We start from the raw sequence: 14,376 nt of genomic DNA, 5'->3' as shown, positions 1-14,376 counted from the left end.
TTATTTTTTTGGCAGGGCAAGAGACCTTTTTAACCTGCGGCTATAGATTATGCATTTATCGCATAAGCTAAGTTGAATTAAGACTTTCGGCAAAACGCTAACCGCCGCTAACGTAGCGGGATAACACCTTTCGTGACATTACTTTACAGGGATTGCCGATGACCAAAAAATTGCTGCCGTTATGGGTGCTGGCCGCGCTGTCTGCCACCAGCTATGCCGCCACACCGCCTGATACCCTCGTGGTGGCCCAGGGCCTGGACGATATTGTGAGTCTTGACCCCGCCGAGGCAAACGAACTCTCCAGCATCCAGACGGTGCCTAGCCTCTATCAGCGGCTGGTCCAGCCCGATCGCGACAACCCTGAAAAGGTCAATCCTGTGCTGGCGGAGAGCTGGAAAGCCGATCCGGCAGCCAAAACCCTCACCGTCACCCTGAAGCACGATGCTAAATTTGCCTCTGGCAACCCGCTGCGCCCGGAAGATGTGATCTTCTCCTATAAGCGCGCGGTGACGATGAACAAATCTCCGGCGTTTATCCTCAACGTGCTCGGCTGGCAGCCGGATAATATCGACAGCCAGCTGAAGAAAGTCGATGACCACACCCTTGAGCTGCACTGGACGGCTGACGTTAGCCCGGCGGTGGCGCTGAATATTCTCTCAACCCCTATCGCCTCTATCGTTGATGAAAAGCTGGTGGCTGCCAACGTGAAAGGCGATGACTTCGGCAACGCCTGGCTGAAGCTGCACTCTGCCGGCAGCGGCGCGTTTAAGATGCGCGTTTATCAGCCGCACCAGGCCATCGTGCTGGATGCCAACCCCTCCTCTCCCGGCGGCGCACCGAAGCTTAAAAACATCATCATCAAAAACGTGCCGGATCCGGCCTCCCGCCGCCTGCTGATCCAGCAGGGCGACGCCGACGTGGCGCGCGACCTCGGGGCGGATCAGATCGCCGCTCTGCAGGGGAAAAAAGGCGTTGAGGTGCTGAGCATCCCTTCTGCCGAGCAGAACTACCTGGTGTTCAACGCCGGGAACAGCGCTAACCCACTGCTCAACAATCCAGCATTCTGGGAAGCCGCCCGCTGGCTGGTGGATTACGAGGGCATCACCCGCGATCTGCTGAAAGGCCAGTACTTCATCCACCAGAGCTTCCTGCCGGTGGGCCTGCCGGGGGCACTGGAAGATAATCCGTTCAAATTCGATCCGGAAAAAGCCAAGGCCATTCTGGCAAAAGCCGGTATCAAAGATGCGCACTTCACGCTGGACGTGGAGAACAAACCGCCGTTTATCACCCTTGCCCAGTCGATGCAGGCCAGCTTTGCCCAGGGCGGCGTGAAGGTGGATCTGCTTCCGGCGGCGGGTAGCCAGGTTTATGCCCGCGTGCGTGCCAAACAGCATCAGGCGGCGATTCGCCTGTGGATCCCGGACTACTTCGACGCCCACTCTAACGCCAGCGCCTTTGTCTACAACGACGGCAAAGCCAGCACGGTTGCGGGCCTGAACGGCTGGCAGATCCCTGAGCTCAGCCAGCAGACGCTGGCGGCGGTGGCCGAGCCGGACGCCGCTAAGCGTCTGGCTCTGTATAAGAAAATGCAGGAGACCCTCCAGCACAACTCCCCGTATATCTTTGTCGATCAGGGTAAAACGCAGATTGTGGTGCGCGACAACGTAAAAGGCTACCAGCAGGGGCTGAATGCGGATATGGTCTGGTATGACCGCGTAACCAAATAACCTTCAAGGTATTAACGTCTGTGTTTTTACAAAACAGCGCAGAGCGGCGTTTGTCGCGCCCTCTGCTTACCCTCTTGCAGGGACTCTTTACCCTCGCCCTCACGATCCTCGGCCTGCTGCTGGTCACCTTCGCCCTGTCGGCGCTGTCGCCGGTTGACCGGGTGCTGCAGATCGTAGGGGATCACGCCAGCCAGTCAACCTACGATCAGGTGCGCCACCAGCTCGGGCTGGATCGGCCTCTGCCGGTACAGTTTTGGCACTACGTGGTCAATCTGGCCCATGGCGATCTCGGCGTCGCCAGCGCCACCGGTCAGCCGGTCCTTCAGGATCTGCTCTCGGCGTTTCCCGCTACCCTGGAGCTGGCTACCCTCGCCCTGATCCTCGGCGCGCTGCTGGGCGTCATCGCTGGGGTGCTGTGCGCCCGCTATGCCGGTACGCCGTGGGATCTGCTGGTACGTACCTTTACCCTGCTGGGAAATTCGGTGCCTATCTTCTGGCTTGGCCTGCTGATGCTGGCCCTGTTCTATGCGAAGCTGCAATGGAGCGCCGGGCCCGGCAGGCTGGATGATATCTACCAGTATACCGTGACGCCGCAGACCGGCTTTGTGCTGATCGATACCTGGCTCTCGGGCGATCCGCAGGCGTTTAAAAACGCCCTGAGTCACCTGGTGCTGCCGGTACTGCTGCTGGCCTACTACTCCCTCGCCAGCATTACCCGGCTGACCCGCTCCGCCTGCCTGAGCGAGATGAACAAAGAGTATATTTTGCTGGCGCGGGCAAAGGGCGCGGGGGAGATGACTATCCTGCTGCGCCACGTGCTGCCCAACATTCGCGGGACGCTGCTGACGGTGATCGCCCTGGCCTACACCAGCATGCTGGAAGGGGCGGTGCTGACGGAGACCGTCTTCTCATGGCCGGGGATCGGGCGCTATCTTACTACCGCGCTGTTCGCGGGAGACACTACGGCGATCATGGGGGGCACCCTGCTGATTGGCGTGAGTTTTGTGGTCATCAATAACCTCACCGACCTGCTGGTACGCGTGACCGATCCGAGGGTGCGCTAAATGCCGGCTTCTCTTTTTCTACAGCGGTTACGTCGCTCCCCCGCCGCGTTTAGCGGGCTGCTGATGGTGGTGGCTCTACTGCTGATCGCACTGTTTGCGCCCTGGCTCGCGCCGCTCGACCCCAACTGGCAGGACGCCGCGGCGCGCCTGCAGGCACCCACCGGCGCGCACTGGCTTGGCACGGACAGCTATGGCCGCGACCTGCTCTCCCGGCTGATCTACGGTACGCGCCCGGCGCTCGGCCTGGTGGCACTGGTCACCGTCATCACTCTGCCTGCCGGGCTGCTGATGGGCATTCTCAGCGGCTACTACGGCGGCTGGCTGGAGCGGGTGCTAATGCGGTTTACCGACGTGGTGATGTCGATGCCGCGCCTGATCCTCGCCTTCGCCTTTGTCGCCATGCTGGGGCCGGGACTGGTCAACGGCGCACTGGCGCTGGCCCTCACCACCTGGCCCGCCTATGCCCGCCAGGCGCGGAGCGAGATCCAGCGCCTGCGCCACAGCGACTACCTGGCGGCAGCGGAGATGATGGGCATTCGCGGCTGGCGGCTGCTGTTGGGCCATATTCTCCCCCTGTGCCTGCCCTCGGCGATTGTACGTCTGGCGCTAGACCTGGCGGGCATTATTCTGGCCGCTGCCGGGCTGGGCTTTCTCGGTCTCGGGGCGAGGCCGCCAATGGCGGAGTGGGGAGCGATGATTGCTGATGGCATGCAGGTCATTTTTGACCAGTGGTGGATTGCCGCCGCTCCCGGCAGCATTATCCTTCTCGCCAGCCTGGCGTTTAACCTGCTGGGCGACGGCCTGCGCGATGTACTGGAGCCACACCATGACTGATACTGCGATTGCCGTCGAGGCACTCAATATTGACTACCCCGGTGCGCGGGTGGTGAACAATCTCAGCTTCCGGCTGGGCAACGAGCGCCTGGCGCTGGTGGGCGAGTCCGGCTCTGGCAAATCGATGACCGCCCGCGCCTTGATGGGGCTGGTGCGCAAGCCGGGTGTCGTTAGCGCGGCTCAGTTGGACGTGCTGGGCCACGATGCGCTGACCCTCAACAGCCGGGGCTGGCAGCGGCTGCGCGGCAGGGATATCGCCATGGTGTTGCAGGATCCGCGCTACGCCCTGAACCCGGTGAAAAGCATTTACGCCCAGCTGGAAGAGGCGCTCACCCTGCACCAGCGGGTTGGACGTCGGGAGCGCGCAGAGCGCATTCACGATGTGGTTGCCGCCGTGGGGCTACAGGATACGGTGCTGACCCGCTATCCCGGTGAGCTGTCCGGCGGAATGGGACAGCGGGTGATGATTGCCATTGCGCTGATCAACAATCCCCGCGTGCTGATTGCCGATGAACCGACCTCGGCGCTGGATGCCCGCCTGCGCAACCAGATCCTTGAGCTGCTGGTCGCCCAGTGCGAGCAGCGCAGCATGGCCATGCTGCTGATTAGCCACGACCTTCCGCTGGTGGCCCAGCACTGCCATCGGGTGCTGGTGATGTATCAGGGGGAAAAGGTCGATGAGATGCCCGCCCATGCCCTGCCGCAGGCGACGCATCCCTACACCCAGACGCTCTGGACCTGCCGTCCAAACGCCACGACCTGGGGCCAGATGCTGCCGGTGCTGGATCGTAGCCAGTCGTATCAGGGGGGTGCCGCGTGAGTATCATTGATATCAATCACCTCCGCGTAAGCTTTGGCAGCAAAACCGCCGTCGCCGCCGCCAGCTTTCACGTGGCGGCCGGAGAGACCTTCAGCCTGATTGGCGAGTCCGGCTGCGGCAAGTCGACCATTCTGCGCGTGCTGGCGGGCCTGCAACGTGACTGGCAGGGTAGCGTCAGCCTGCTTGGCAACGCCATTACGCCAGGCATGCGCTATCAGGGCGCGCTGCGCCGCAACGTGCAGATGGTGTTTCAGGATCCCTACGCCTCGCTGCACCCGAACCACACGATATGGCGCACGCTGTGCGAGCCGCTAAAGATCCATGGTGAAACGCAGATAGCAGAGCAGGTTACAGAGGCGTTGGAGCAGGTTGGCCTCTCCGCCGATGCCGGAAAACGTTACCCGCACCAGCTCTCCGGCGGTCAACGCCAGCGCGTCGCCATTGCCCGGGCGCTGCTGCTGCGCCCGCAGATCCTGCTGCTGGATGAACCCACCTCGGCGCTGGATATGTCGGTCCAGGCGGAGATCCTTAACCTGCTAAACCGGTTGAAGCAAGACCATCAGATGACCTACCTGCTGGTCAGCCATGATGCGGATGTGATCGCCCACATGTCGGATCGTGCGGCGTTTATGGCCGACGGCGTGATACAGCATTTTTACGATCGGGCCGCGCTGGCGCGAGGTGAACACAGTGCGTCAACCGCGTTAATTGTGTGATTATTAATCGGTTACCCCGCTGCCGCCTCGGTCGGGGCTAAACTCGCTCTATACTGATTAAAAACAGACAACAGCGAGTTTACCTATGCCCCTACCCGACTTTCATCGTTCTGACGCCTTTACCCTGGGGATTGAGCTGGAGCTGCAGGTGGTTAACCCGCCGGGATACGACCTTAGCCAGGACTCCTCCACGCTGATTGATGCCGTTAAGGCTGAAGTCAAAGGGGGCGAGGTGAAGCACGACATCACCGAAAGCATGCTGGAGATCGCCACCGGCGTGTGCGGAGATATCCACCAGGCCGCCGGGCAGTTCTCGGCCATGCAGCAGATTATCCTGCGCGCCGCCAGCGAACACCATCTGCAAATTTGCGGCGGCGGCACGCACCCGTTCCAGACCTGGCAGCGCCAGGAAGTATGCGACGACGAACGCTACGCGCGCACGCTGGAGATGTTTGGCTATCTGGTGCAGCAGGCGACGGTGTTCGGCCAGCACGTTCACGTGGGCTGCCCGAGCGGGGACGACGCTATCTATCTGATGCACGGCCTGTCGCGCTTCGTGCCCCACTTTATCGCCCTTGGCGCGGCCTCGCCCTACATTCAAGGCACCGACACCCGCTTCGCCTCGTCGCGGCTCAACATCTTCTCCGCGTTTCCGGATAACGGTCACGCGCCCTGGATCAGCAACTGGTCGGAATTCGAGGGGCTGTTCCGCCGCCTGAGCTACACCAGCATGATCGACAGCATTAAGGATCTGCACTGGGACATTCGCCCCAGCCCGCACTTTGGCACGGTTGAGGTGCGGGTGATGGATACCCCGCTGACGCTTGGCCACGCGGTGAACATTGCCGGGTTTATTCAGGCGATTTCCCACTGGCTGCTGGCCGAGCGGCCGTTCAAGATGCAGGAGCGTGACTATCTGCTCTACAAGTTCAACCGCTTCCAGGCCTGCCGCTACGGCTTTGCCGGGGTGCTGACCGACGTGCATACCGGCGAGCAGATCACCATCGGCGAAGATATTCAGCGGGTGATGGATAAAATTGCCCCCTATGCCGACAAGCTCAACGGCAGCAGCGCCCTGGAAGAGCTGGCGAACTTCGTGCGGCGTGGCAAGAGCGAGGACCAGCTGATGCGCGACTTCGTGGCTGACGGCGGCTCGCTAATTGGGCTGGTGCAGAAGCACGCGGAGATCTGGGCGGCGCACTAGCGCCGGTCTGGTTGCGCCGGGGTGGCAAATGGCTGACAATATCGTTTTAACTGACGATTAACATCACCATGACGCACCCGCTTGAATCCCTGATGACGGCCGCCGGTATTTTACTGCTGGCCTTCCTCTCCTGCCTGCTGCTGCCCGCCCCTTCGCCGGGCGGCGCGCTGACGCAGCAGCTCATCGCCACCTTTCATCTGGTGGATGCCAACCAGCTCTACACCCTGCTGTTTTGCGTCTGGTTTCTACTGCTCGGGATCGTCGAGTACTACGTGCTGCGCTTTATCTGGCGGCGCTGGTTCTCAATAAACCACGCCTCCCGGTAAGTCGCGCAGGCCAGGCTAACGGTGGCTTAATGCCGCGTCTGGCCGTGATTCTCTTTTCGGTAGGCTCCCGGCGGCTGGTTAAAGGTGCGGGTAAAAATGCGCGTGAAGGTCTGCTGGGAATCAAAACCATACTTAACGCAGATATCAAACACCTTCTGATCGGTATCACGCAGCTCCTGGGCGGCCAGCCGCAGCTTGCGCTCGCGGATATAGCGTCCCAGGCTCTCGCCTTTATATTGCATAAACAGCCTTTGCAGATGCCATTTGGAGTAGCCCGCATGGCGCGCAATGTCATCAATGCGCAGCGGCTGGTGCAAATTGTCGTCGATCCAATCGACAATCGTATCGATAACCTGAGCGGAAATGTTCATACCGGGGTCCTCTCTGCTCTTTAACACGCTGAAGCTTGATTATGAGTGAGTAAGCACTCATTATAGAAAGAGGCAGAAAGTCGTCAAGATGATTTTCGATCTTTGACACAGGCCGTTGCGGAGCGGCAGATCTCATGTTTCAATCAGGGTTTAACAGCGTGTGAGGTAAAGTGTAGTGGCTCGTCCGAAGAGTGAAGATAAAAAACAGGCGTTACTGGAAGCGGCAACCGAGGCATTTGCCCAGTCAGGGATCACCGCCTCTACCGCCCTGATAGCCCGTAACGCGGGCGTCGCGGAAGGCACGCTGTTTCGCTACTTCGCCACCAAAGATGACCTGCTTAATGCGGTTTATCTCGCGCTGAAAACCGACCTCTGCCACGCCATGCTCGACGGCCTCGATCGCTCCCTCAGCGAAGCCAAGGCGCTGACCCGCTATATCTGGAACAGCTATATCGACTGGGGCATTCTGCATCCGGTGGGCCATCGCGCAATCCGTCAGCTGGCGGTGTCAGGCAAGATTACCTGCGCCACCCAGCAAAATGTGGATGAGCTCTTCCCGGATCTCCACACCCTTTGCCGTCGCTCGGTGCTGCCCATTTTTCTTACTGAGGCCTTCCACGCCTTTGGCGATGCCCTGTTCCTCTCTCTTGCCGAAACCACCATTGAGTTCGCCAGCCGCGAGCCGGAGAAGGCGGACGATTTCAAAGCCCACGGTTTCGAAGCGATGTGGCGCGCCCTGGCGGACAGCGGCAGCAGCAGCTAAAGCGCACGATTTTCACTTATTTTTTCTTCGCTGAATCTGTACGCTACAGCGCAGCCCAACTTATCGCAAAAATTTATCAGGAGCATTTATGGATATCGTTTCCATCGCCTTGCAGCGCTACTCAACCAAGGCTTTTGACGCCAGCAAAAAACTGACCGCCGACGAGGCCGAAAAGATCAAAACGCTGCTGCGCTATAGCCCGTCGAGCACCAACTCGCAGCCGTGGCACTTCATCGTTGCCAGCACCGAAGAGGGCAAAGCGCGAGTAGCAAAATCCGCAGCGGGCGGCTACGTGTTCAACGAGCGCAAAATGCTGGATGCCTCTCACGTTGTGGTGTTCTGCGCAAAAATCGCCATGGACGACGCCTGGCTGGAGAAGGTTGTGGATCAGGAGGACGCCGACGGTCGCTTCGCCACCCCGGAAGCAAAAGCCGCTAACCACAAGGGCCGCACCTTCTTTGCCGACCTGCACCGTAAGGATCGCCAGGATGATCATGAGTGGATGGCGCGTCAGGTCTACCTGAACGTGGGTAACTTCCTGCTGGGCGTTGGCGCTATGGGCCTCGACGCGGTGCCGATCGAAGGCTTTGACGCCGACGTGCTGGATGCCGAGTTTGGCCTGAAAGAGAAAGGCTTCACCAGCCTGGTGGTCGTTCCGGTCGGCCACCACAGCGTGGAAGACTTCAACAAGTCCCTGCCGAAATCCCGCCTGCCGGAAGAGACCGTAATCACTGAGATCTAATCAGATTTCAGTCTACTACCCGGCGGCGCTGCGCTTGCACGGGCCTACAGTTTTGCATTTTTTGTAGGCTGGGCAAGCGCAGCGCCGCCCGGCATAAATAAAAACGTCACGTTACAACCTTGCCAGCACCTGCTCGCCCGCTTCATCGATCGGTAAATAGACCAGCAGACGCGAACCGTTACGCGGCGCAGAGTACCAGTACATCTGCTGAAGCTGGAAGTCGCCTAAATCAGGATGATGGAAGGTTTTAATCTGGTTCTCGACGCCGCGCACCTCATAGCGCTGATGCCAGAGCGCCTCGAACTCCTCGGAGGCAGCGAAAAAGCGCGCCAGCTTGTTCTCCCACGCCGCTTCACCCCGATGTTCCGCCATCGCCGCGCGGAAATAGGAGACAAAGGTCGGCAGCACGTCCCGGTTTGCCAGGCGGCTACGCCAGCCCGGATGGGTCAGATAGAGATAGATACAGTTGCGATCGTCTTCCGGTAAGGTGGCAAAATCAACGCCCATCAGCCGACAAAAGGCGTCGTTCCACGCCACAATATCGAAATTGGGTTTTTGAATGCTGGCTGGCTGCGGCAGCAGGCTGTCCAGCATCCGCCGCGTGCCGGGGCTGATCCCCTCGCACGGCGTCAGATTTGCCGACTCTACCGGTGGCAGGCCTGCCAGCAGGAACAGATGCCGCGTCTCCAGCGGGCTGCACTGAAGGGCATCGGCCACCGCCTGCATTACCACGGCCGACGGATTAACCTCCCTGCCCTGCTCAAGCCAGGTGTACCAGGTCACGCCAACGTCCGCCAGCATGGCTACCTCCTCCCGGCGCAGGCCCGGCGTGCGCCGCCGCCCGCTGCGCGGAAGCCCCAGCCGCTGTGGATCTAAGCTCTCCCGTCGCGCCCGCAGAAAAGCGCCCAGCTGTTTACGGCGATCGTCCTGGCGTATCTGGGCAACGTCCAGCTCGCTGTGGCTCATCAGGCTCATGGTCTCTCCAGCATATCGTCAGCATGGTAGTGCCAGTACCAGTATAATCAGGAACTGGTACCCGTTTATTCAATCAGCGATGCTACGTCCATTCGCTGAATGACGCAATGGAGCTACCATGAAAACGTCAACTGTTTCACCCGGCCGCGCGGGGCTCGTCCTGCTGCTAACCGGCCAGATGCTGCCCCTGATCGACACCTCGATCACCAACGTCGCCCTCGACTCCATCACCGCATCGCTGCACGCCAGCGCCACCCAGCTGGAGCTTATCGTCGCCCTGTACGGCGTGGCCTTTGCCGTCTGTCTGGCGATGGGCAGCAAGCTGGGCGATAACTACGGTCGTCGCCGTCTGTTTATGTGGGGCGTGGCGGTGTTTAGCTTCGCCTCTCTGCTGTGCGGCATGGCAAACTCGATTACCGCCCTGCTGGCGGCCCGTACACTACAGGGGGCAGGGGCGGCGCTGGTCGTCCCGCAGATCCTCGCGACCCTGCACGTTACCCTGAATGGCACGGCCCACGCCCGGGCGATTAGCCTCTACGGCGGCATCGGCGGCATCGCATTTATCGTCGGGCAGATGTGCGGCGGCTGGCTGGTGTCGGCAGATATCGCCGGGCTAGGCTGGCGTAACGCCTTTTTCATCAACGTGCCAATTGGCCTGCTGGTGCTGGCGTTGAGCCGTCGCTACGTGCCGGAGACCCGTCGCGAAGAACATTCGCCCATCGACTGGCAGGGCACGTTTATCCTCGCCCTGATCCTCTGCTGCCTGCTGTTTCCCATGGCGCTGGGGCCAGAGCTGCACTGGCCGTGGTCGATGCAGCTGATGCTGCTGGCGACGCTTCCGCTGCTGGTGTGGATGCGGGCGAGCGCGCTGGGCAAGCAACGGCGCGGCGAACATCCGCTGTTGCCGCCGCGCCTTTTGCAGCTCGCCAGCATTCGCTTTGGTATGGTGATCGCCCTGCTGTTCTTTAGCGCATGGTCCGGCTTTATGTTCTGCATGGCGCTGACCATGCAGTCCGGCTTGGGAATGGCACCCTGGCAGTCGGGTAACAGCTTTATTGCTCTCGGCGTGGCTTACTTCCTCTCGGCGATGTACGCCCCGAGGCTGATTGCGCGCCACAGCATGGGACGGATCCTGCTCTCTGGCCTGGCGGTACAGATCGGCGGCCTGCTGCTGCTGATGGAAACCTTCCACTACTACGGGCAGGCCACCACGGCCCTGACGCTGGTGCCGTCTACGGCGCTGATTGGCTACGGCCAGGCGCTGATCGTTAACTGCTTCTACCGGGTGGGGATGCGTGATATCACCGCTAACGATGCCGGAGCGGGCAGCGCCCTGCTTAGCACCCTGCAGCAGGCGACGCTGGGCCTTGGTCCGGCGGTATTTGGCTCGCTGCTGTTAGTGCTGGTGCGTCACCATCATGGCAGCTATCCCGAGGCAATAATGGGTTTTCTCGGCGTGGAGGCGGTGATGATGCTGCTGCTGGCGACGATTGCCGTTGGCCTGCGCCACCATCTGAACCGCAGCCCGGCTATTGCAACGTCATAACCTTAGGCGCTGGCGCGTTCGATAAAGCGCCAGTCCATCATCACTCTCTCTGCTGGGGTATCGGGGTTGTCGATTTTGTTGAGCAGCAGAGACACGGCCTTACGGCCAATCTGCAGAGAGGGTTGCGCCACGGTGCTAAGCTGAGGTGAGACCATCTCGGCCAGCGGCGTGCCGTCAAAGCCCACCACGGCGATGTCATCCGGCATCGTCAGTCCCGCCTGGGCTATCGCCAGCAGCGCGCCAGCCGCCAGGGTATCGGAGACGGCAAATACCGCATCCGGGCGCTCATCGGCACGTAGCAGCGTCTCCATCGCCGTTCTGCCTGCATCAAAGCTCAGCTCGCTGGCGTACTCTACCGCCCTCCAGCCGTGGCCGTTTTGCTCCAGCACGCTGTTATAGCCCCGCTCGCGCAGGCGGGCATATTTATAGCTCAGATCGTGATTGATCAGGGCAATGCGCTGGCGGCCGCGGTTAATCAGGTGCTGGATCACGTACTGAGAGGCGTCAATATCGTTAATCCCGACGCAGGAGACGCTTCCCTCATCGGCATACTCGGCGCACTGAACCCAGGGTGCCTGGCCAATCATGGTCGTCAGTTCAGGCAGCTTGGAGAAGGCATCCATGGTGATGATCCCATCGACGATTTTCCCTGACAGCAGGGTCAGCGCCGAGCGGGAGCGCGCCATGTCCGAACCGGTATTGCACAGCAGAATGCGGTAGCCGTTCTTCTCCGCCTCCTCTTCAATGCCCTTGACCACCTCGGCGCAGAACGGGTTAGCGATATTCGACACCAGCACGAGGATCATATAGCTCCGGGCGGTGCGGAGCTGGCGGGCCAGCAGGTTAGGCTGGTAGTTGCTCTCTTCAATCGCCGCCAGCACACGCTCGCGGTTGTGTGGCTTAACGGACCCGCTGTGGTTGATGACCCGGGAGACCGTCGCTACCGACACTCCTGCAAGGCGAGCGATTTTTTGAATTGACATAACGACGACACATCCTGCGATTAGCGCTTTAGATAGCAGGCTACCATAAAACCGTTGCCCGGCGAACCGGCAGTGCGCCGGGCTGCGGTTTAACGGGCCACCCGCACCCAGCGCTGCTGTTGATGGCTTTTTATAATGGCATCAATGATAAACATCACGTCTGCACCATCATAGAAAGAGGCAAACGGACAGGCGCTGGCCTCCGGCATCGTCCCGCACCGCACCGCCTGGTAGAAGTTAGCCATCATGTTCTTAAAGGCGTCGGGCCAGCCCTCAATGTGCCCACCGGGAAAGTGCGCGCTGCCAGCGACATCGGGCGTCATCAGGCCCGGATCGTCGGTGAGGATCTCATTGGGGCGCTGACGATGGCCAATCCACAGCTGCTGGGGGATCTCCTGATCCCAGCCCAGCGAGCAGGCGCTGCCGTTGACCTCAAAGCTGAGACGATTTTTGCGGCCCGCGCTGACCTGAGAAACGCTGAAGCAGCCTTTGCTGCCGTCGGCGAAGCGCACCAGCACCGAGCCGCCGTCTTCGGTGGTGACCGGACGATCCTCGTACTGCGCCTCGTCTCCGCCCGCGCTGAAGGTCGCCCCGCCGTCCAGCCGCGCCTTGCGGGTCGGCCAGACGATCGCCAAGTCGGCCATCACCTCAACAATTCTCTGCCCGGTGACAAACTGCAACGTATCACACCAGTGCGAGCCAATATCGGCCACCGCCCGCGACGCGCCGCCCAGTGCGGCATCCACCCGCCAGTTGTAGTCCGTCTCCAGCAGCATCCAGTCCTGAAGGTAGCTGCCGTAAACCGAGAACAGCCGCCCGAGCCTGCCATGGCGTTGCAGGCTCGCAGCCTGCTGAACCATGGCAAACTGGCGATAGACAAAGCTCACCCCGTGCACCACGCCCGCCTGCTCCGCCAGCGCCACCAGCTCCGTAGCCTCTTTCGGGGTCATACAGAGCGGCTTCTCCGAGAAAACGTGCTTACCGGCGCGTAAAATTTGTCGGTTAATGTCGGCATGAAGATGGTTGGGGGTGCAGTTATGCACCACATCAATCCCCGGATGAGCCAGCATGGCGTCGATGTCGCCAAAGGCAAAAGGCACGTTGAGCGCAGCGGCCTTCTGCTGCGCCGACTCCAGAGCGTGGTCGCAGAGGGCCACCACCTGCACGTCCCCGAGGCGGCGCAGGGCTTCAATGTGCGCCGGGCCAATGAAGCCGCTGCCGACAATGCCTACGCCAATCATAATGCATCTCCTAGTCCCAGCATCGCCCGCACACTGGCCCGGTCGCTGCTGCCCGCCGCGAAATCATCAAACGCCCGTTCTGCCACTGGAATAATATGGCGGCGGATAAACTCGCAGCCCTCCCGCGCCCCGGCGTCGCCCTGCTTCAGGCAGCACTCCCACTCCAGCACCGCCCAGCCGTCGTAGCCGTACTGCGTCAGCTTGCTAAAGATCGCCCCGAAGTCTATCTGCCCGTCCCCCGGCGAGCGGAAGCGCCCGGCGCGATCCACCCATGGCTGATAGCCGCCGTAGACGCCGCTGCGCCCGTTGATGCGGAACTCCGCATCCTTAACATGGAAGGCTTTGATGCGCGAATGATAGATATCGATAAAGGCCAGGTAGTCTATCTGCTGGAGTAGAAGATGGCTGGGATCGTAGAGAATATTGCAGCGTGGATGGTTATCTACGGCGGCCAGGAAGCGCTCGAAGGTGACGCCATCGTGGAGATCTTCGCCCGGATGGATCTCAAAGCAGAGATCGACCCCGTAGCGATCGAATCGATCCAGAATGGGCTGCCAGCGGCGAGCCAGCTCGGCAAAGGCTTCATCGAGCAGCAACGCATTGTGCGGCGGCCACGGGTAGAAGTAGGGCCACGCCAGCGCCCCGGAGAAGGTGGCGTGGGCGCGCAGGCCCAGCCTTTGTGAGGCCACCGCGGCCTGAGTCAGTTTTTCCACTGCCCACGCCTGACGCGCGGTGGGATTGCCTCGCAGATGCTCGGGGGCAAAGTTATCGAAGGCGGCGTCGTAGGCCGGATGCACGGCCACCAGCTGGCCCTCAAGATGCGTTGACAGCTCGCTGATCGTCAGCCCGTAGGTTGCTAACGTGCCCACGATCTCATCGCAGTAGGTCTGGCTCAGCGCGGCCAGCTCCAGGTCGAAAATATGCCGATGGTTACAGGGAATTTGCAGCGCCTTGTAGCCCAATCGCGCTGCCCACTCCGCCAATCCCTCCAGGGTATTAAAGGGTGCCTCTTCTCCGATAAACTGCGACAGAAAAATCCCCGGTCCCTGAACTGTTTTCATACT

15 protein-coding genes are annotated in these 14,376 nt (G+C 60.8%); 10 read left to right on the top strand and 5 right to left on the bottom strand.

The features are described from left to right. The first annotated feature begins 158 nt into the window (after positions 1-158). The 7 genes from EV102420_RS11520 (at position 159) to EV102420_RS11490 (ending at position 6,691) form a co-directional block, all read left to right on the top strand. Entirely contained in the window at positions 159-1,727 is a 1,569-nt protein-coding gene (locus EV102420_RS11520) for an ABC transporter substrate-binding protein (RefSeq protein WP_042391826.1), read from the top strand. Positions 1,728-1,777: 50 nt separating this feature from the next. Beyond that, a complete protein-coding gene (locus tag EV102420_RS11515; RefSeq protein ID WP_165570661.1) occupies positions 1,778-2,791 on the top strand; it encodes an ABC transporter permease in 1,014 nt (337 codons plus the stop codon). Then, entirely contained in the window at positions 2,792-3,625 is an 834-nt protein-coding gene (locus EV102420_RS11510; protein ID WP_042391823.1) for an ABC transporter permease, read from the top strand. Continuing rightward, positions 3,618-4,445, top strand: coding sequence for an ABC transporter ATP-binding protein (locus EV102420_RS11505; protein WP_042391818.1), 828 nt, complete (start codon positions 3,618-3,620; stop codon positions 4,443-4,445). Before EV102420_RS11510 ends, EV102420_RS11505 begins: the two co-directional genes overlap by 8 nt. Beyond that, positions 4,442-5,161, top strand: a complete 720-nt coding sequence (locus EV102420_RS11500; RefSeq protein ID WP_042391816.1) for an ABC transporter ATP-binding protein — start codon at positions 4,442-4,444, stop codon at positions 5,159-5,161. Before EV102420_RS11505 ends, EV102420_RS11500 begins: the two co-directional genes overlap by 4 nt. An 85-nt stretch (positions 5,162-5,246) precedes the next feature. Further along, the gene (locus EV102420_RS11495) at positions 5,247-6,365 is read left to right on the top strand and encodes a YbdK family carboxylate-amine ligase (protein WP_042391815.1); all 1,119 of its coding nucleotides are present in this window, start codon (positions 5,247-5,249) and stop codon (positions 6,363-6,365) included. Between the two features lie 68 nt (positions 6,366-6,433). After that, a complete protein-coding gene (locus tag EV102420_RS11490; RefSeq protein WP_042391814.1) occupies positions 6,434-6,691 on the top strand; it encodes a DUF1158 domain-containing protein in 258 nt (85 codons plus the stop codon). A gap of 26 nt (positions 6,692-6,717) precedes the next feature. On the opposite strand, the gene EV102420_RS11485 is transcribed toward EV102420_RS11490, so the two are convergent. Next, entirely contained in the window at positions 6,718-7,062 is a 345-nt protein-coding gene (locus EV102420_RS11485) for a RamA family antibiotic efflux transcriptional regulator (protein WP_042391810.1), read from the bottom strand. A 175-nt stretch (positions 7,063-7,237) separates the two neighbouring features. Between EV102420_RS11485 and EV102420_RS11480 the strand changes: the two genes are divergently transcribed. Continuing rightward, the gene (locus EV102420_RS11480) at positions 7,238-7,825 is read left to right on the top strand and encodes a TetR/AcrR family transcriptional regulator (protein ID WP_042391809.1); all 588 of its coding nucleotides are present in this window, start codon (positions 7,238-7,240) and stop codon (positions 7,823-7,825) included. A gap of 88 nt (positions 7,826-7,913) precedes the next feature. Then, a complete protein-coding gene (gene nfsB, locus EV102420_RS11475; protein ID WP_042391806.1) occupies positions 7,914-8,567 on the top strand; it encodes an oxygen-insensitive NAD(P)H nitroreductase in 654 nt (217 codons plus the stop codon). A gap of 111 nt (positions 8,568-8,678) precedes the next feature. Here the strand turns inward: nfsB and EV102420_RS11470 are convergent, their stop codons facing one another. Beyond that, entirely contained in the window at positions 8,679-9,533 is an 855-nt protein-coding gene (locus EV102420_RS11470) for a helix-turn-helix transcriptional regulator (RefSeq protein WP_106403923.1), read from the bottom strand. Positions 9,534-9,660: 127 nt separating this feature from the next. Between EV102420_RS11470 and EV102420_RS11465 the strand changes: the two genes are divergently transcribed. Next, positions 9,661-11,088, top strand: coding sequence for an MFS transporter (locus tag EV102420_RS11465; RefSeq protein WP_042391802.1), 1,428 nt, complete (start codon positions 9,661-9,663; stop codon positions 11,086-11,088). 2 nt (positions 11,089-11,090) lie between these two features. Here the strand turns inward: EV102420_RS11465 and EV102420_RS11460 are convergent, their stop codons facing one another. From EV102420_RS11460 to EV102420_RS11450, 3 genes are all read right to left on the bottom strand, one after another. Then, positions 11,091-12,071, bottom strand: coding sequence for a LacI family DNA-binding transcriptional regulator (locus tag EV102420_RS11460; RefSeq protein WP_042391800.1), 981 nt, complete (start codon positions 12,069-12,071; stop codon positions 11,091-11,093). 89 nt (positions 12,072-12,160) lie between these two features. Then, positions 12,161-13,312, bottom strand: a complete 1,152-nt coding sequence (locus EV102420_RS11455) for a Gfo/Idh/MocA family protein (RefSeq protein ID WP_042391798.1) — start codon at positions 13,310-13,312, stop codon at positions 12,161-12,163. Then, the gene (locus EV102420_RS11450) at positions 13,309-14,373 is read right to left on the bottom strand and encodes a sugar phosphate isomerase/epimerase family protein (RefSeq protein WP_042391795.1); all 1,065 of its coding nucleotides are present in this window, start codon (positions 14,371-14,373) and stop codon (positions 13,309-13,311) included. The genes EV102420_RS11455 and EV102420_RS11450 overlap by 4 nt, the downstream gene beginning before the upstream one ends. Between the last annotated feature and the right edge of the window lie 3 nt (positions 14,374-14,376).

This window comes from Pseudescherichia vulneris NBRC 102420 (assembly GCF_000759795.1).
GTDB classification, from domain to species: Bacteria; Pseudomonadota; Gammaproteobacteria; order Enterobacterales; family Enterobacteriaceae; genus Pseudescherichia; species Pseudescherichia vulneris.
Note: the sequence above shows the minus strand (reverse complement) of the source record. Positions and strands in the feature narration are given on the sequence as shown.